We start from the raw sequence: 19,304 nt of genomic DNA, 5'->3' as shown, positions 1-19,304 counted from the left end.
CCCTATGAGTCCTCCTTCTTTGTTATTGGTGCGAACTGAGCTAATAATCGTTTTGGACCTTCTGATTTAAATATAATATCCAACTCTACAGATCCGTTTTTTTCATTCACGTTACTAACCATCCCTTCACCCCATGCTTTATGCATAACTTTATCTCCTACTTTCCAATCAGATGAGGAAACTTGTTTTTTAGTTGATGTCGTACGCTTACTAAACCCTCTTTTAGGTTGAGATTTAGGAGATATAGTTTGTCTTTTTTGACCGGTATGACTATCAAGTAGGTCTTCTGGGATTTCTTTTAAAAATCGAGATGGCATATTGGATTGAGAACGACCAAACAACATTCTGGTCGTTGCATTTGTGATATAAAGCAACTCTTCTGCTCGTGTAATTGCTACATAACAAATACGACGTTCCTCTTCCATTTCATGATCATCTTCACTTTTAATTGCTCTTATATGCGGGAACAACGACTCTTCCATTCCCATAATAAAAACTATAGGAAATTCAAGACCTTTTGCTGAATGCATTGTCATCAATGTAACACCATTCTGTGTATCTGCTTCGTCAATATCAGCAACTAATGATAAATCTGTTAGAAAATTAATAAGCGATTGTTCCTCTAAAGGTGTATTTTCCTCATAATCTTTAGGTACAGACATAAATTCATCTAAGTTTTCTAATCGACTTCGTGATTCAATACTTTGTTCTCGATCAAGCATGTCTTTATAGCCTGATTTTTGTAGTACTTCATCTACGATTTCACTAATTTCGAGAAATTCTTGTTCTTTGATTAAATTTTGAATCATTTCATAAAAGCTGATACATTCTTGAGTAACCTTTTTAGAGAGACCTATAAAATCTACCTCAGCCAGTGCGTCAAACATACTTATATTATTTTGAAGTGCATAGGTTTGGATTTTTTCAACAGATGAAGGTCCAATACCACGTTTAGGCACGTTAATAATACGTTGCAAACTAATATCATCATTGCTATTAGCAATAACCCTTAAATAACTAAGTAAATCTTTAATTTCTTTACGGTCGTAGAATTTTTGACCTCCAACCATTGTATAAGGAATATTTGATTTCATAAATGTTTCCTCAAGTACACGTGATTGGGCATTTGTTCTATATAATATAGCCATTTCACTATATTTTTTACCACCGCGTTGATGCTTCATTATTTCTTTAACAACGTATTCTGCTTCATCTCTTTCAGTCATAGCTTCATAATACTGAATTTTGTCTCCTCCAGAATTTGCAGTCCATAGACCTTTAGGTTTTCGTTCAGAATTATGTTTTATAACTTCATTTGCAGCATTTAAAATATTCTTAGTTGAACGATAGTTCTGTTCGAGGAAAATTGTCTTTGCTTCAGGATAGTCCTCTTCAAAAGATAAAATATTTTGTATATCAGCTCCTCTCCAACCATAAATAGATTGGTCAGAATCACCAACAACACATAAATTTTTAAATTTGTTTGCTAATAGTTTTACTAAAGTATATTGTGCTTTATTAGTATCTTGATACTCATCTACATGTATATATTGAAATTTATTTTGATAGTATTCTAGAGTTTCGGGTACTCGTTCAAATAAATTAATAGTTGTCATAATTAAATCATCAAAGTCGAGTGCTTCATTACGTGATAACTGTCTTTGATAACCTTTGTATACCGTTGCAACCATTTGAGAGTGAAAATCATTCGCCTCTTTTTGAGCATCCTCAGGTGTTTTTAATTCATTTTTTAAATTGCTAATTGCACCAATAAACATACGCGGCTCAAATCGTTTACTGTCAATATTTTCACTTTTCAATACATCTTTAATCACTGATTTTTGATCTGTAGGATCAATGATAGTGAAATTTCTTTCAATGCCAATACGATCAGCATCTCTTCTCAGAATTCTTACACACATGGAGTGAAATGTGGACATCCAAATCACTTGCGCTTCTTCTCCCACAAGATGTTCTACACGTGTCTTCATTTCTTTAGCTGCTTTATTTGTAAACGTAATAGCTAAAATATTATAAGGTGATACATCTTTTTCATCTAATAAATACGCAATGCGATGTGTTAACACACGTGTCTTTCCTGATCCAGCACCTGCCATAATAAGTAATGGCCCTTCTGTTGTTCTAACCGCTTCACTTTGCTCTGAATTCATATTTTTTACTAGCGCATTCATTTATTAGACTCCTTTATCTTTACAGTTTTTAATGCTTTTTTAATGTCGTTATATATAATATCGCCAACAACAATGGTATCCGCAATGTTAGACATTTCTTTAGCTTTGTCAATGTTTGTTATACCACCGCCATAAAATAATTGCGTATGTTGAAGCATATTTGCAATCGCTCTAACCTTATCAACATCTCCATATGTGCCACTATATTCTACATACATAATTGGAAATCGATATAATTCTTCTGCCATTTGTGCATATGCTTCGACGTCTTCTATATCTAATTGAGTATAAGCTTTGGTAATTTTTGCAACTTTACTATTCGCGTTTAGAACGACATATCCCTCGAAAAAAACTTCATCAAAATTAATCACATGTCCATATTTTTTAAGGGCTTCTAGCAAAATTTCGTTATGATATTTTGTATCCTTACTATTCATGACTGTTGGAATAAAATAGAAATCAAAACCAGGCATCACACTTTCTACATTCGAAACTTCTAAGACAAGTGGTAAAGGATAACGTCTTACTCTACTCATTAAATGAATAACATTATCTTCTGTTACATCATCTGTCCCACCAATAATTATTGCATCAGTGTTAGACATACACAGTGCCTCTAAATCTTCATCCGAAATTGATTTAGCCGGATCTAATTTAAACATATGTTTCCACTTGGTTATGTCGTACATTTTATGAAACTCCTTTATTTAACATACCCTAAATTATAGCATTTTTAAGTTTTAAGTTCTAAAGACTAAATGAGTTAATCATATATGATTTTAAGTCATATTTAATTTAACATATGCTTTAAGCAAAAATGAGTATCTTGCTATTAAATTCAATAACTAGATACAGTGTGGATTCGTTATAATAGTTCACACAGAATGCTTAAATTAATTATCTTTAAAAATTTAGCTTCATTAAAAAATAGCTTTGAAAGATTTCAATAAATCTTTCAAAGCTATTAATGTATTAAATGAAACAGTGAAATCAGACGAAAATATATGCATTCTTATGCCTTTGTTTCAATATTTAGTCTATTCAAAATCATTGTATAAGCATCATTACCCCATTGTAACGAACGCTTTACTCTAGAAATCGTTGCAGTTGATGCACCAGACTCTTCTTCAATAGTTGCATAAGTATAACCTTGTTTAATCATTTTAGCAACTTGAAGTCTCTGAGATAATGACTGTATTTCATTTACAGTACATAAATCATCGAAAAACTGATAACATTCTTCTCTGTTTTCTAGTGCTAAGATCGCATCAAATAATTCATCTAATGACTGACCTCTTAATTTTTCAATTTGCATCTCGAACAACCCCTATACAAATATTCTCTCATTATTTTAACTTACTAATTCGTTAAAGTGTAGTAGTTTCATGAAAAATGTATAGGAAATTAGAATCATTTGTCTTGTATTAAATTTGATTTAATTAAGATAAACCTGCACGTGCGAATATAGTGTCGACCTGATTAAGATGATGTTTAGGATCGAAGCAATCATCTAATTCTTCAGTTGATAGAACGTCAGTTATGGATGAATCTTGTTCAATTAGCTCTCTAAATGGTGTTTTTGTTTTCCAAGATTCCATTGCTTTAGGTTGAACTTTATCATAAGCTTCTTCACGTACCATGCCTTTATTAATTAATGCTAGTAGAACGCGTTGTGAGAAGATTAAACCATACGTTTTATCAATATTATTTCTCATATTATCTTCATAAACTGTAAGTCGATCAACAATATTCGTAAATCGATTAAGTGCATAATCTAGAGCAATTGTCACATCAGGTAACATGATACGTTCTGCAGAAGAATGAGAGATATCTCTTTCATGCCATAAAGGAATATTCTCGTATGCAGTAGTAATATATCCTCGAATCACACGAGATATACCTGTAATATTTTCAGAACCAATTGGATTTCTTTTATGTGGCATAGCTGATGATCCTTTTTGTCCTTTTGCAAATGCCTCTTCGACTTCTCTAGTTTCAGTTTTTTGTAAATTACGAATTTCTACTGCAAATTTTTCCATTGATGTAGCAATCAGTGCTAATGTAGCAATGTAATAAGCATGACGATCTCTTTGTAATGTTTGTGTAGAAACAGCTGCAGTGTCTATTCCTAAATGTTCACATACGTAAGCCTCAATTTCAGGTGGAATATTGGCAAATGTTCCTACTGCTCCACTCATTTTCCCTACTTCTATTTCTTTACGCACTTCTTTAAAACGCTTAAGATTACGTTTCATTTCAGTATACCAAAGTGCCATTTTCACGCCAAAAGTTGTAGGCTCAGCATGAACACCATGTGTACGCCCCATCATCAATGTATACTGATATTTTTTAGCTTTGGCAGCTAATACATCTATAAATCTTTCTAAATCTTTTTCAAGGATTTCATTTGCCTGTTTAATTACATAACTTAAGGCAGTGTCAACTACATCAGTGGAAGTTAATCCATAATGTACCCACTTACGTTCATCACCTAAAGTTTCAGAAACTTGGCGTGTAAATGCAACTACATCGTGTCGTGTTTCTTGCTCAATTTCTTTAGCGCGTTCAACATTTACCTTGGCATTTTCACGAATTTTTTTTACATCTTCTTTAGGAATATAACCTAACTCACTCCATGCTTCACACGCTAGAATCTCTACTTCTAACCATGCTTCATAGCGATTTTGGTCTGTCCAAATACTAGACATTTCATCTCTTGAATAACGTTCTATCATTCTTTGTAAACTCCTATCGTATGTATTATAGCTCCTACAAAAACTGTACATTATCACATTTTTTATAAGAAAAGTTCGTTTCTAAGCTTTCATCTATAGTTTAACAGAACTTGATTAAAATGTATAAGTGTTTATCTAGTTATTACTATTTTATTTGAATCAATCTAGAAACACAATCTAGTAAAAACTATAATTAGATGTAAGATAATGCTTTATTTAATTCTTAGTGTGAAATTTTCAACTCGTTTTGCCTATAAAATTTTAGAACAACACTTTTCAGTTGAATCACCAAGTGTCTAAAAGCAATTGATATAAGACTGGCATTAACATTATGATCAGTAATCAATGCATAAAAATACCTAGGACAATAGTGGATGTCCTAGGCTTTATTATTCTATAGTTAATCATATTTATTGGATTAACGCACCTACAAATATAATATCCTGTTTTAAAATCTCTATACTGCCATCTTTGTTCTCTTTATAAACTGGTTTCTCAATACGACGTATTGGCATAAATCCTTCTTTTTTCATTCTGTCGAGACAATCTGCAATTGTTTCTTGATCTTCAACTCTAAACTTTTTGCTCATTTGAGCTACCACCTACTATTTCTTCGTGATCTACTACAACTTCCAATTGCTCTGGTTCATAATCTTTCAGTTTACGTTTACGTACACCCTTAACCCAGAATCCTCCGTGAATATTTCTTGGTTCATACGCTATAATAAATGCCTTAGGATCTAAGTTCTTTACAGTATTCATTAACTTTAATTCATATTTTCTTGGTGTTAATATTTGCATTACCATTCGACTTCCGTCTCTACCAAATGCTTCGTAGTGGGTAACACCATATCCTAAATTTCTTAATTCATTTGGTAAATCTAACTCATATTCCGATGAAGTAACATTGACAACTGTATAACCCAACGCAAGTTTTTCCTCGATTTTCATTCCTACTATAATACCGACGGAGAACCCTAATGCATAAGCAAAAATATTTTGAATTTGGTCTAAGCTAGACATTACTAACCCTAAACCAACGACATAAACTAAGACCTCCATAAAACTAACTACTGCTGCAACATAACGATAACCTTTCAAAGTCAATATCGTTCTCATTGTTAAAAATGTGACATAACATACATTAATTATAAAAATTGCTAAGACCATTAACCATGGATTTTGAGCAATTGCTGACATATTATTCCTCTTTTCTTACTTTTAAATCCAGATTATTTTATCAGTCGCCAATCATTTTGTCACTTATAAAATTTTCATTTGTTATTTTTAGGCCATGAGTATCGTGTATAAGCAAGTTCACGCTTATGTGCATTTCTAACATAATGTTTTTCGATTGTTTCACGAGCAGTTGCAGGAATTTCTTTACCTTCTAAATAATCATCAATATCATGATAAGATACGCCTAGTGCCTCCTCGTCTGGTAACTGAGGTTTATCATCTTCTAAATCAGCTGTTGGCACTTTTTCATAAAGGTGTTTAGGTGCTCCTAGATAAGCTAGTAATTGCTTACCTTGTCTTTTATTTAACCCAAAAATAGGTGCAATGTCCGCAGCACCATCTCCATATTTAGTGTAAAATCCAGTAATATTTTCGGCAGAGTGATCAGTTCCTAAAACTATACCTTGAGTATTAGAAGCAATTGAAAACTGAACTTTCATTCGTTCACGTGCTTTTTCATTACCTTTTTGAAAATCAGTAAGTTTGATGCCTGCTTCACTAAGTGATTGAACACTCTGATCAACTGCTGGTTTAATATTAACTGTATACGTTATGTCAGGATTAATAAACTCAAGTGCATCTTCTACTTCATTAGCGTCTTGTTGCACACCATAAGGTAATTTCACTGCTATAAATTTACAGTTACGTCCCTCTTCCTTCAATTCATTTACTGCTAATTGTGCTAACTTACCTGTTAGAGTGGAGTCTTGACCGCCTGATATTCCAAGAACAAGAGTTTGTATAAATGAATGTGATTTTACATACGCTTTAATAAATTGCTTAATTTCTTGGATTTCCTTCACACTGTCAATTTGTTTTTTTACTTTCATTTCATTAACTACAACATCTTGCAATTTACTCATTTTCATCCTCCATCTCTTTAACGTGTTCAGCAACTTCAAAAATACGCTTATGCTTATTTTCCCAACATTTAGTGCTTAAATCTACTGGATAATCTTGCGGGTTAAGATATCGTTTATTTTCTTCCCATAAAATATTTAGATTATTTTTAAGATAGTCCTGAGCTTCAAATTCATCTGGAAGATGGTATACAAGTTTGCCATTTTCAAAAATAGATTGATGTAGATTAACAGCTTTAAATGATTTAATAAACTTCATTTTATAAGTGTGAACAGGATGGAACATTTTCAATGGAGATTCGTCATTAGGATTTTCACCTTCAAGCGTGATATAGTCGCCCTCAGCCTTGCCTGTTTTGTTATTAATGATACGATAAACATTTTTTTTGCCTGGTGTAGTGACTTTCTCAGCATTATTTGATAATTTAATGCGATCACTCATTGTGCCATCATCTGTTTCAATAGAAACCAATTTATAAACTGCACCTAAAGCTGGTTGATCATATCCTGTAATGAGTTTTGTACCTACTCCCCATGCGTCAACTTTAGCGCCTTGTGCTTTTAAACTTGTAATAGTCTGCTCATCCAAATCATTTGATGCGATAATTTTAGCTTCTGTAAAACCTGCCTCATCTAACATTCTACGGGCTTCTTTAGATAGATACGCAATATCACCAGAATCTAATCTGATACCTATAAAATTAATAGTATCTCCCAACTCTTTCGCAACCTTAATTGCGGTTGGTACTCCTGATTTTAAAGTATGGAAAGTATCAACTAAGAACACACAATTTTTATGTCGCTCAGCATACTTTTTGAATGCTATGTACTCATCACCATATGTTTGTACTAGTGCGTGTGCATGTGTGCCAGATACAGGTATATTAAAAAGTTTTCCTGCTCTAACATTACTTGTCGAATCAAACCCTCCAATAAAGGCTGCTCTAGCGCCCCACAGTGCAGCATCAATTTCTTGAGCTCTTCTTGTACCAAATTCCATCAAAGTGTCATGAGTTGCTATTTGACGAATTCGACTGGCTTTAGTTGCAATTAATGTTTGGAAATTAATGATATTTAACAAAATAGTTTCAATAAGTTGTGCTTGGATTAAAGGGGCTTCAACTCTTAATAATGGCTCGTTGCCAAAACAAATTTCACCTTCTTGCATAGATTTAATATTCCCAGTAAATTTCAAATCTTTTAGGTAGTTTAGAAAATCTTCTTTATAACCTATCGATTTTAAATATGTGATATCTTCATTTGTAAACCCAAAGTTTTCGATGAAATTCACAACGCGTTTCAATCCGTTAAATACCGCATATCCACTATTAAATGGCATTTTTCTAAAATACAAATCAAAAACAGCTATTCTTTCATGGATACCATCATTCCAGTAGCTTTCAGCCATATTAATTTGATATAAATCATTGTGTAACATTAAGCTATCGTCGTTATATTGGTACACATTAACCTCTCCAATCGACCTAAATATTTACAATTAGTTTATCATAATTCATATATAGTAGGTACTTGCATGTTTGATTTACATTTATTTCTTAATAAATTCTAATTTAGTGTCGACAAATTTATGACAATTCCCTATATTATTCAAGAAACAGTATATGCTCACGTATAATGACGATTGAGGTGTTTTAAATGCTAATAGATAAAGCAAAATCATTTATTCAGACCATGTATAGCGAATTAAAATATAATGCTAATGAAATTGAAAATAGAATGAAAGAGATTGAGCAAGAAATTAACTTGACTGGTAGTTACACACATACTTATGAAGAATTATCTTACGGTGCAAAAATGGCATGGAGAAACTCAAATCGTTGTATTGGTAGATTGTTTTGGGATTCTTTAAATGTTAAAGATGCCCGAGATGTATGTGACGAAAAAGAATTTATAAAATTTATACATACACATATTAAAGAAGCTACAAACGGTGGAAAAATCAAACCATATATTACAATTTTTAGTCCTGAAGATACACCTAAAATTTATAATAATCAATTGATCCGTTATGCTGGTTATGAAAATGCTGGCGATCCATCTGAAAAAGAGGTTACTCGTTTGGCTGAACATCTTGGTTGGAAAGGTAAAGGTTCAAATTTTGATATTTTACCTCTGATTTATCAATTGCCAAACGACACTATAAAAATACACGAACTTCCACATGATATTGTAAAAGAAGTTTCTATACATCATGAAAACTATCCCAAGCTTTCAAAATTAGGTTTAAAATGGTATGCAGTACCTATTATTTCAAATATGGATTTAAAAATCGGTGGTATTACTTACCCTACAGCACCTTTTAATGGATGGTATATGGTAACCGAAATTGCTGTACGTAATTTCACAGACACCTATCGTTATAATCTTTTAGAAAAAGTTGCAGAAGCTTTTGAATTTGATACACTTAAAAATAATTCATTTAATAAAGATCGAGCACTTGTAGAGTTAAATCATGCTGTGTATCATTCATTTAAAGCTGATGGTGTTTCTATTGTTGACCACTTAACTGCAGCGAAGCAATTTGAAATGTTTGAACGAAATGAACATCAACAAAACAGAGATGTTACTGGTAAGTGGTCTTGGCTGGCACCTCCACTTTCACCAACTTTAACTTCTAACTATCATCATGGATATGATAATACAATGCATCATACGAATTTCTTCTATAAAAAAGAAGAACCTATGAAGTGCCCTTTCCATTAATTTAAACGAGGTGGCATAATGCATTTATATTATCTAGGACCTAAAGGAACTTTTTCATATCTAGCGGCTAAGCAATTTGAATCACACGAACAGTATGACTTCATTCCATTATCCAATTTGCATGAAGTCATTCAATCCGTATCTAAAGATAAACAGGCTGTAGGAATTGTCCCTATTGAAAACTCTATTGAAGGTACTATCAACATCGTGGCAGATTCATTAGCACATCATGATGTATACGCACATGGTGAAATTCAACTAGATATAGATTTTTCACTTTACGGTCATCATTCAAATTCACTTGATGATATTCATAAAGTATATTCAATTGCTCCAGCAATCAGTCAAACAATAAACTACATTCATCGTCAACAGTTTGACTATGATTATGTAGATAGCACTATTCAAAGCCTTAACATGATAAAAGATGGTATTGGAGCAATAGCTCCTCTTGGGAGTGGGGAAACTTATGGTTACCATACTTTAGATCAACATATACAAGATTATCCTCATAATGTAACTAGATTTTTAGTAGTAAAAAATCATACTCATTTTATTGAACATCCAAACACTACTATCTTTCTTATCACGCCTAAGTATGATAAGCCAGGACTTTTAGCCAGTGTTTTAAATACTTTTACTTTATTCAACATAAATTTATCGTGGATTGAATCTAGACCACTTAAAACTCAATTAGGAATGTATCATTTTTATGTTCAAGCCGATACTGCTATAAATAATGATGTGAATAAAATTGTTTCAATTTTAGAGACTTTGGATTTTCAAGTTAAAATCATAGGCGCTTTTAACAAGAAAAACTAACTTTACATGATTGATAAAAATTCTTGAAAGCACTATATTTTTTACAATTCCATAAAGTTAAAAGGCTAGGACATAATTCCTAGCAAAATAACCCGTAAATGAGTTTTTTATAAATTCATTTACGGGCTTCTTTATTTACAATACTTCGTATTGTTGGATTGATTTCTTAGGGGACAGCTTCATCCTGTAGTCTTCAGCTTGTCCTGTTCCCTCAAGAGTCTCTCCAAAATACTTTGTGTTTATATGTCATTTTACATTGAAATACTTAAAAAATTAGGCCCTTTCGTATAATTTAATAAATACCACTAAACTAAATTAACAAGGTGCCTAATGTATAAAGAATATAATGCGGCTCAACTTACTTTACCAAAGGAAACTTCAGTCCTTATCCCCACTAATGATAGTGTAGAAACAATTCCTAAGACTGAATACAGACATTATCGTGGTGCAACATCTTTTCTTGTCACATTTTCTATTTTAATCGTGTGAATATGTGCTGGTCACCAAGTTCTATCAAAATTTCGTTAATCATTTTACCTATTAAAGATTGTACTCTTATATTTTTACTAAATGATTCAATGATTAATATATTTCTGAATCTTTAATTACTAATTTTTTTCACATCAATACTCTTGATTTTGATTTTTGTTTGTTCCTGATTTAAAGTAAGTCCATTAATATTTTCTAAATGTATTGATTGTGAAGCATCTTCAAATTGATTTGCCGCTATAAAAACGTGTTGATGTCGGACGTTATGATAACTTCTAATATGAATCGCATCTCTTTTCATCTTCCCAATAAAAGTATTACCTATCACATTGAAATTCTCGCCAGCTTGAGTTTCCATCACTTGTCCTGTAATAGGATCGGCAGCATTTTTACCATCCTTCACTCCAAGAAATCTTATTCCACCATTACAATTTATAAATTTATTTTTTGTAATAAATGTGTCTTTTGACTTTAGAGGAGTTAAAGCATACTCATTTAAATTATCAAAGATGTTTTGATTGATATGAATGTTTTCATAATAGCAGTTATATCTACTGGCATGAGAGCCAATAGCTCTATTCCACGCTTTCATTTTAGGATGATCTGAACGACCAAAATAGCATTTTTCAATGACAACATTTTTCGTAATCGTTCCATCTGTAGTTCCAAATTTAGGAAAAGCGCCAGGTACTTGTATATCCAATTGTACTGCTTCAGAGAAAGAACGATCTCCATCAATATCAAGAAATCCTTTAAAATCACATTCTGATATGTGTAAACCATTGATTCCACATGCGTCGAGTGCATGCCCCCCAACAATATTTTTGAATGTTACACCTAAAATTTGAATGTCTTCTGCATGTCCCATGCACATGGCTGTATTATTATATGGATATTCGCCTCCATTCATATCAAAAGTTCCTCCTTTAATATAAATGTGACTATTTCCATTATAGCCGTGATATAGCTTTAAACGTCTACCATTTTTTAATAGTGCGTCTTTCCCTTGTCTTAAAAGTATTGCACCTTCATCCAATAACAATGTTGTAGAATCATAAATAACTAAAGCTTTTCTGATATAATAAGTTCCTTTAGGTATATAAACAGTGTGTCTGCCTTTTTTTGCGTAATTTAATGCTTTTTGAATCGCTCTTGTATCTTTATATTTACTTTTTCCTTTTAATCCGAAATCTTTTGCATTGATAAACATGTTATAACTCCTCATATATTTTAAATAATGATTGTGTGCTTAAAGTAAAGTCTATATACTATAATTACATTTCGTTTTAATTATGGTATATATTTTTTTTTATGCTAATTTAATTTAAACGATTACAAAAGTCTTAGCTTTATATAAATATACCAATCTAACGCTTTTCAAACACATATTGGGAGGATGTTCTAATGAGTAACAAAGCATTAATCATTGTAGATTACTCTTTTGATTTTATTGACGATAATGGTAAATTAACATGTGGCAAACCCGGACAAGAAATTGAAACTTTTATTACTCAGCGTATAAAAAATTATCATGATAATCAACAGGAAATATTTTTCCTAATGGACTTGCATTATGAAAATGATCAATTTCATCCTGAAAGTAAATTATTCCCCAATCATAATATTCATCAAACACCAGGTCGTGAGTTATATGGCGAGGTAGGAAGATTATACAACTCTATTAAAGACCAAATGAATGTACATTATTTAGATAAAACGAGATACGATTCATTCTACGGCACGCCATTAGATAGTTTATTACGTGAAAGACAAATCAATGATATTGAAATTGTGGGTGTTTGCACGGATATTTGTATTTTGCACACCGCTGTTTCGGCATACAATTTAGGTTATAACATCACTATCCCAATTAGAGGCGTAGCATCATTTAACCAAGATGGTCATCAATGGGCACTCTCTCATTTTAAAAATTCCCTTGGTGCAAAAGTAGAAGATTAAACAACAATCATGATAAAATATGATTAACAATATATGTATAAGGAGATATTGAAAATGACAAAAACTTTTATTTTCGGTCACAAAAATCCAGATACTGATGCTATTTCTTCAGCTTTAATTATGGCTGATTTTGAGCAACAAACTGGTAATACTGAAGCAAAAGCTTATCGCTTAGGTGAAATAAGTGCGGAAACTCAATTTGCACTAGATCATTTTAACGTAGAAGCTCCAGAATTATTAAACGAAGATTTAAAAGGACAAGATGTTATTTTAGTCGACCATAACGAGTTTCAACAAAGTGCAGATACCATTTCAAACGCAACAATTAAACATGTGATAGATCATCATAGAATTTCTAACTTTGAAACAGCTGGCCCTTTATACTATAGAGCAGAACCTGTTGGTTGTAGTGCAACAATTTTATATAAAATGTATAAAGAGCGTGGTTTTGAAATTAAACCAGAAATCGCTGGACTTATGATTTCAGCTATCATTTCTGATAGTTTATTATTTAAATCACCTACGTGCACAAAAGAAGATGTAGATGCTGCTCAAGCACTTAAAGATACTGCAAATGTTGATTTAGAAGCATATGGTTTAGAGATGTTAAAAGCAGGTGCTTCAACAACAGATAAATCTGCTGAAACACTTGTCAATATGGATGCTAAATCATTCAATATGGGAGATTATGTAACACGTATTGCTCAAGTCAATACTGTAGATATTGATGAAGTTTTAGATCGTAAAGATGAATTTGAAAAAGTTATGTTAGAAATGAGTGCCAATGAAAAATACGATTTATTCGTTCTTGTAGTTACTGATATTATTAACAGCGATTCTAAAATCCTTGTAGTTGGTGCTGAAAAAGATAAAGTTGGAGAAGCATTTAAAGTACAACTAGATGATGGTATGGCTTTCTTATCTGGTGTTGTATCACGAAAAAAACAAGTTGTTCCTCAAATCACTGAAGTTTTAACTCAATAATTTTAAAAGCATTAAAACTATGTTGTTGCCCATGATATATTTTTTCATCCTAGAGTAATTTCTCAGTAGTTGATTGATTTAATAACACATTGATAACAGGTGTTATTAAATTGTTAGTTCTAAATTTCAGGAGTGGACTAAGAATTCGATATGAATTCTATTCCACTCCCTTTTTGTAACTTTTTAAACAAAATTTTATATTTAAGAAGAAATAATCACTAATCTTTTTATGTTCTCATTTAATATATTCAGGACTATCTCAACCTCTTTACCAAAAAAATAATTTGGAGGTAATTTTATGACAATAATTAGAGATAAATTTAACAATAGTAAAGCTTTTTTTAATACACATAAAACAAAAAACCTTAAATTTCGAAAACAACAACTTAAATTACTAAGTAAAAATATCAAAAATCATGAAAATAAATTATTAGATGCCTTATATAAAGATTTAGGTAAAAGTAAGGTTGAAGCATACGCAACTGAAATTGGTATGCTTTTGAAAAGCATAAAACTAATGCGCAAAGAGTTAAAAAATTGGTCGAAAACCAAACAAACGGATACACCACTCTACTTATTCCCTACAAAGAGTTATATTAAAAAAGAACCTTACGGTACGGTGCTTATTATAGGACCATTTAATTATCCGGTTCAATTAGTTTTCGAACCTCTCATAGGAGCAATAGCTGCCGGAAATACTGCTATAGTTAAACCTTCAGAGTTAACACCTCATGTTGCTATTGTGATTAGGGACATCATTGAAGATACATTTGATGAAACATACGTCTCTGTTGTTGAAGGTGGCATTGAAGAAACTCAAACGTTATTAAGTTTACCATTTGATTATATATTCTTTACTGGAAGTGAAAAAGTCGGAAAAATTGTCTATGAAGCTGCAGCAAGAAAATTAATTCCAGTTACTCTTGAACTTGGCGGTAAATCACCTGTTATTGTCGATGATACAGCCAATATCAAAGTAGCGAGTGAGCGTATTAGTTTTGGTAAATTTACAAATGCTGGTCAAACGTGTGTCGCTCCAGATTATATATTAGTTCAGCGGAAAGTTAAAAATGATTTAATAAAAGCGCTTAAAAAAACAATTACTGAATTTTACGGAGAAAATATTGAAAAAAGCCCTGATTTCGGACGGATTGTTAATCAAAAGCACTTTAATCGGTTGAATGACTTACTTCAAATTCATAAAGATAATGTTGTTTTTGGAGGTAATAGTTCTAAGGAAGATTTATATATTGAACCAACTCTTTTGGATAACATAACCAATGACAATAAAATCATGAAAGAAGAAATATTCGGACCCATTTTGCCTATCATTACTTATGATAATTTCGATGAAGTACTTGAAATCATCCAAAGTAAATCAAAACCATTAAGTTTGTATCTTTTTAGCGAAGATGAAAACATGACACATAGAGTGCTTGAAGAATTATCATTTGGGGGCGGTGCAATTAACGATACGTTAATGCATTTAGCTAATCCTAACTTACCTTTCGGTGGCATAGGTTCTTCAGGCATAGGTCAATATCATGGTAAGTATTCTTTTGATACATTTAGTCATATGAAATCATATACATTTAAATCTACACGTCTAGAATCGAGTTTATTTTTCCCTCCATACAAAGGTAAATTTAAATATATTAAAACCTTCTTCAAGAACTAGTGTTAGTTATCTCCATATGAATTGCCCTTGAGTGATATACAGAGTTTTGTTATTTAATCTCATAATCACTCAAGGGCTTTTATATCGCTTTTATATTATTCAAAGACATCTTATAGTAGTACACAGACACCTTCATTAGCTATAGCTTTTTTATCTTTTAATGAAAGTTTGCCAGTTATGTTATCACGCTCAAAAATTGAAACTTTTGATTCCCCTTCTTGATGTGCGCAAATTAAATAATTATCTGATTCAGTTATATTAAAGTCTCTTGGAAAGGCATCGTAACTTGGTTGTATTTCAATACTTCTCAGTGACCTGCCATCTTTTAAAACTTCAAACATAGCAATACTATCATGCCCTCTATTACTTATATATAAGTGCTTCCCATCATGTGATAGTCTTACTGCTGCTAGTTTCGATTCCCCATCAAAGTCTCTTGGAATAGTTGAATGTCTTTCTAGCTCAATGAACTTACCATCTTGGTATTCTGTAACACTCACCTCATTTGATAGCTCATGAACGATATACGCGTGTCGCCCATCTTTACTAAAAGCGATGTGACGAGGTCCGTCTGAATTATTGAATTGAGAAACTGCATATTGGTTTAAACCATCCTCACCAAATTTGTATGTTACAACTCTATCTGTACCTAAATCAGTAGCTACAACATACTTATGATCAGGTGTTTCATTTAAAAAATGAACATGTGATGAATCTTGTCTTTCATGTGAGCCAGTTGGAAATTCATGCGCAAGTTCTTCTATTAATTTCTCTATTGCTCCCGTAATTTCATTTAATTTATAAATCCTTGCAAGTCCTGCACCATAAACCGCTTCAAATAAATATTTACCATTACTAGACACTTGAATGTAACAGCCAGTTCCCTGTTTTGATGCTAGACATTTATTAATTAATTCCAGTTGTCCATCTTCTTTAATGTTAAAACTAGCTACACCACATTCTTCACCTTCTTTAGTAATCGCATATAAAAACGATTCCTTACGAGTAAGATAAGTTGACGCTTCAATTTCATAACCAGTTTCTAACGCTTCAATGACTCCTGTTTCGTCATTTAATTTGAAGCGATATATACCTTTACCATTCTTTTTAGTATAAGAACCTATATAACCTAATGTCATACCAAAACCTCCATAAAATCATTAATCATTGATTCAATTTTACCTTTAAGTATGTTTAATTTACAACGAAAAGTCATTTTACATATCACCTTACTACTTATAGTAACGAAATCAAATTAGAAATTACTTCTATCACACTAAAACATCACGAACAATTATATTGCTAAAAACTTTATATTGAAAAACAGAACAAATGTTCGTATAATGATACTATAAAGATTGAGGTGATTGAATAATGAAAGATATATTTAATGAAATGGATTACCGTAATATACCACGAGACATGTTAGATAAAAATATTCCTACCGGTCGTGGTATGGTTAAATGGGCACCATTCGCAACTTTACCAGAACAGTTTGAAACAATTTATCAATATATGATAGATCAAAATAAAGTGAGCAGACCAGTGCTTTCAGACGACCAACTTTCGCAACTAAATATACATTTACATGAAGCACTACAACAATCACGCCCAGTCAATATCAAATATTACGAAGAAGGATATATTAACTTTATAGAGCTCATTATACATCGGATTGATTCAATGAATTATGAGATTGAAGGTACTGCTCCTCATTCAAGAGAACGTCACAAAGTTTCATTTTTAGATATTATAGATATTTCTTTTATATAAAGAGTACAAGAGAATTTATTATGAATTTTTCATTTTACAGTTATATAATCACAAACATACTTAGTGTTATCTAAAGCCTTTCTGAATGAAACCATTTAATTATTAATTTTAGAATTCAATAATTAATTTTGACTGATAATTGGTAAAATCAACTAATAAAAATAAGCCTACACATCTCAATGATGTACAGGCTTATTCCTAAATTATTATAAATTAATTGTTGTTTTCGATATCAGAAACGATTTCTTTCGTTTTTCTTTCGATATCTTCAAAGTCTTTTTTAAAAATATAAGCAAAGGCAACTACACCGATGCCTACTACTACTGTAGTAATAGCTAATAAACTAAAGACAAATTTGAATAACCCTTTAATAAAGTTCCACATTAGTTTTCACCTCTATAATTAATATGCATAGCTACATTTCATAATGATAGCATACTTAACTTCATCATTAAATATATACCCTTTTTACGGATAATTATTCTAAATATGAATATAAATTATGATAATATATCAACTAAAGATGCTTAAAATGAAACAATTAAATGATTTCTTTAATCATGGTACACACAGATTAACTTAGCAACCAAGATTTTAATTTATCAGTGATTACTTTGTAATTATCAATATTCAGAATGATCACTCCTATTGAGATAATGTCATTGTCTTAATTTAGATTGTATGATTTACATAAATCAAGTTCAATTAATACTAAGTTACTTTTATATTACATTGAAGTAAAAATATAAGGAGAGATTATAAAATGCAAAAAGTACGTTCTGATATAATGACTCATCGCGGTTCGCACTATGATTTAGGAGTAAAGACTGCTCTTTGGTTACAAACCACTCCTTTATTAAAAAATCGAAATAAAGAATGGCGAAAGAGAATTCCACGTTTTGATATTGATGTCAAAGAAACCTATGATATATTTCAAGTCTATTCACCACAGATTTGGGAAGAAATAATTGGCATGCAAGATGTATTGAATCTACCTACAAAACAAATGATTTTAAATTTTGGCCATTATCGATTTACTGATTTAAAGGACAGTGGCTGCACAGTATATAAAGGTAGTGATTTTTTAGTTCGAAATTATGATTATCATCCTGCAACGTATGATGGTAGATACTTATTATTTCAACCTAATGACGGGGGATTATCTCAAATAGGACCGACTTCAAGAGTGACTGGTAGAATGGATGGTATGAACGAGTATGGTTTAGTTATGGCATATAATTTTATGCATCGTAAAAAGCCTGAAAATGGGTTTGTATGTTACATGGTTGGTCGGCTTATACTTGAAAACTGCAAAAATGTAACTGAAGCAATCAAATTTTTAAAAGAAGTACCGCACCGTAGTTCATTCAGTTATATACTAATGGATAGACATTCGAATTATGCCATTGTCGAAGTTACACCTCGATCAATAGATGTAAGGTATGAACATATATGTACAAATCATTTTGAATTGCTTACCCATGAAAATAGAAATTATACAAGAGAATCTAAAGAACGCTTAAATCGTGTAATAAATAAAACAACTCCTTCTACAAACAAAGATATCGCATTCAAATTATTTAACGACCCGCAATACGAAATCTATAGCAAACTATTTAAGAGTTGGTCTGGTACAATTCATACTTCACTATATGAACCTAATTCATTAATAGCATGGATGGCATTAGGTCAAAACAGTCATCCAACCTCAATCAATTTCTCTAATTGGTTAAAAGGTGAGAAATTGAATATAAATTACTTTGAAGGCGAAATAGATACACCATTAACTTTTGCCACATACTAATTAAAAATTCGACCCTATCTTAATAAATCAAAGGGTCGAATAATT

At 31.6% G+C, this 19,304-nt stretch carries 19 protein-coding genes; 8 read left to right on the top strand and 11 right to left on the bottom strand.

Annotated features, from left to right (window positions below):
* Positions 1-2: 2 nt before the first annotated feature.
* The 8 genes from pcrA to HMPREF3241_RS11620 form a co-directional block, all read right to left on the bottom strand.
* Positions 3-2,192 (bottom strand): DNA helicase PcrA, encoded by a 2,190-nt coding sequence (pcrA, locus tag HMPREF3241_RS11655; protein ID WP_002495660.1) that lies wholly within the window; start codon positions 2,190-2,192, stop codon positions 3-5.
* A complete protein-coding gene (locus HMPREF3241_RS11650) occupies positions 2,189-2,881 on the bottom strand; it encodes a heptaprenylglyceryl phosphate synthase (protein ID WP_002447864.1) in 693 nt (230 codons plus the stop codon). Before HMPREF3241_RS11650 ends, pcrA begins: the two co-directional genes overlap by 4 nt.
* A 323-nt stretch (positions 2,882-3,204) precedes the next feature.
* Positions 3,205-3,507, bottom strand: coding sequence for a YerC/YecD family TrpR-related protein (locus tag HMPREF3241_RS11645; protein WP_002458557.1), 303 nt, complete (start codon positions 3,505-3,507; stop codon positions 3,205-3,207).
* A gap of 124 nt (positions 3,508-3,631) precedes the next feature.
* Complete coding sequence (gene purB, locus HMPREF3241_RS11640; protein WP_002447464.1) at positions 3,632-4,927, bottom strand: adenylosuccinate lyase; 1,296 nt, start codon at positions 4,925-4,927, stop codon at positions 3,632-3,634.
* 410 nt (positions 4,928-5,337) lie between these two features.
* Entirely contained in the window at positions 5,338-5,517 is a 180-nt protein-coding gene (locus tag HMPREF3241_RS11635) for an NETI motif-containing protein (RefSeq protein WP_002447465.1), read from the bottom strand.
* On the bottom strand, positions 5,501-6,127 hold the full coding sequence (locus HMPREF3241_RS11630) for a DUF2179 domain-containing protein (RefSeq protein ID WP_002447466.1): 627 nt from the start codon (positions 6,125-6,127) through the stop codon (positions 5,501-5,503). Before HMPREF3241_RS11630 ends, HMPREF3241_RS11635 begins: the two co-directional genes overlap by 17 nt.
* A 74-nt stretch (positions 6,128-6,201) precedes the next feature.
* Entirely contained in the window at positions 6,202-7,029 is an 828-nt protein-coding gene (nadE, locus tag HMPREF3241_RS11625; protein WP_002495661.1) for an ammonia-dependent NAD(+) synthetase, read from the bottom strand.
* Positions 7,022-8,491, bottom strand: coding sequence for a nicotinate phosphoribosyltransferase (locus HMPREF3241_RS11620; RefSeq protein WP_002447468.1), 1,470 nt, complete (start codon positions 8,489-8,491; stop codon positions 7,022-7,024). Before HMPREF3241_RS11620 ends, nadE begins: the two co-directional genes overlap by 8 nt.
* Before the next feature lie 191 nt (positions 8,492-8,682).
* Between HMPREF3241_RS11620 and HMPREF3241_RS11615 the strand changes: the two genes are divergently transcribed.
* The 3 genes from HMPREF3241_RS11615 (at position 8,683) to HMPREF3241_RS13040 (ending at position 11,061) form a co-directional block, all read left to right on the top strand.
* Positions 8,683-9,750, top strand: a complete 1,068-nt coding sequence (locus HMPREF3241_RS11615) for a nitric oxide synthase oxygenase (protein WP_002447469.1) — start codon at positions 8,683-8,685, stop codon at positions 9,748-9,750.
* An 18-nt stretch (positions 9,751-9,768) separates the two neighbouring features.
* Entirely contained in the window at positions 9,769-10,572 is an 804-nt protein-coding gene (locus HMPREF3241_RS11610; RefSeq protein WP_002447470.1) for a prephenate dehydratase, read from the top strand.
* A 330-nt stretch (positions 10,573-10,902) separates the two neighbouring features.
* Positions 10,903-11,061 (top strand): hypothetical protein, encoded by a 159-nt coding sequence (locus HMPREF3241_RS13040; RefSeq protein WP_002447471.1) that lies wholly within the window; start codon positions 10,903-10,905, stop codon positions 11,059-11,061.
* 112 nt (positions 11,062-11,173) lie between these two features.
* On the opposite strand, the gene HMPREF3241_RS11605 is transcribed toward HMPREF3241_RS13040, so the two are convergent.
* Positions 11,174-12,271, bottom strand: coding sequence for a glycosyl hydrolase family 28-related protein (locus tag HMPREF3241_RS11605; protein ID WP_002447472.1), 1,098 nt, complete (start codon positions 12,269-12,271; stop codon positions 11,174-11,176).
* A 194-nt stretch (positions 12,272-12,465) separates the two neighbouring features.
* Here HMPREF3241_RS11605 and HMPREF3241_RS11600 point away from each other — a divergent pair, with 194 nt between their 5' ends.
* The 3 genes from HMPREF3241_RS11600 (at position 12,466) to HMPREF3241_RS11590 (ending at position 15,682) form a co-directional block, all read left to right on the top strand.
* Positions 12,466-13,020, top strand: coding sequence for a cysteine hydrolase family protein (locus HMPREF3241_RS11600; RefSeq protein WP_002447473.1), 555 nt, complete (start codon positions 12,466-12,468; stop codon positions 13,018-13,020).
* A 54-nt stretch (positions 13,021-13,074) separates the two neighbouring features.
* Positions 13,075-14,004, top strand: a complete 930-nt coding sequence (locus tag HMPREF3241_RS11595; RefSeq protein ID WP_070853676.1) for a manganese-dependent inorganic pyrophosphatase — start codon at positions 13,075-13,077, stop codon at positions 14,002-14,004.
* Between the two features lie 298 nt (positions 14,005-14,302).
* The gene (locus tag HMPREF3241_RS11590; RefSeq protein ID WP_002447475.1) at positions 14,303-15,682 is read left to right on the top strand and encodes an aldehyde dehydrogenase; all 1,380 of its coding nucleotides are present in this window, start codon (positions 14,303-14,305) and stop codon (positions 15,680-15,682) included.
* Positions 15,683-15,792: 110 nt separating this feature from the next.
* Here HMPREF3241_RS11590 and HMPREF3241_RS11585 read toward each other — a convergent pair whose 3' ends face one another.
* Positions 15,793-16,821 carry a 6-phosphogluconolactonase gene (locus HMPREF3241_RS11585; RefSeq protein WP_002447476.1) on the bottom strand — a complete coding sequence of 343 codons (1,029 nt, stop codon included), beginning with the start codon at positions 16,819-16,821 and terminating at the stop codon, positions 15,793-15,795.
* Between the two features lie 235 nt (positions 16,822-17,056).
* Here HMPREF3241_RS11585 and HMPREF3241_RS11580 point away from each other — a divergent pair, with 235 nt between their 5' ends.
* Complete coding sequence (locus tag HMPREF3241_RS11580) at positions 17,057-17,455, top strand: YolD-like family protein (protein ID WP_002447477.1); 399 nt, start codon at positions 17,057-17,059, stop codon at positions 17,453-17,455.
* A gap of 213 nt (positions 17,456-17,668) precedes the next feature.
* On the opposite strand, the gene HMPREF3241_RS11575 is transcribed toward HMPREF3241_RS11580, so the two are convergent.
* On the bottom strand, positions 17,669-17,839 hold the full coding sequence (locus HMPREF3241_RS11575) for a hypothetical protein (protein ID WP_001830431.1): 171 nt from the start codon (positions 17,837-17,839) through the stop codon (positions 17,669-17,671).
* A 379-nt stretch (positions 17,840-18,218) separates the two neighbouring features.
* Between HMPREF3241_RS11575 and HMPREF3241_RS11570 the strand changes: the two genes are divergently transcribed.
* Positions 18,219-19,259, top strand: a complete 1,041-nt coding sequence (locus HMPREF3241_RS11570; RefSeq protein WP_002447478.1) for a C45 family autoproteolytic acyltransferase/hydrolase — start codon at positions 18,219-18,221, stop codon at positions 19,257-19,259.
* Positions 19,260-19,304 lie beyond the last annotated feature (45 nt).

The sequence above is a fragment of the Staphylococcus sp. HMSC34G04 genome (genome assembly GCF_001838765.1).
Lineage (GTDB): Bacteria > Bacillota > Bacilli > Staphylococcales > Staphylococcaceae > Staphylococcus > Staphylococcus epidermidis.
This window is presented reverse-complemented; position numbering and strand designations above follow the sequence as displayed.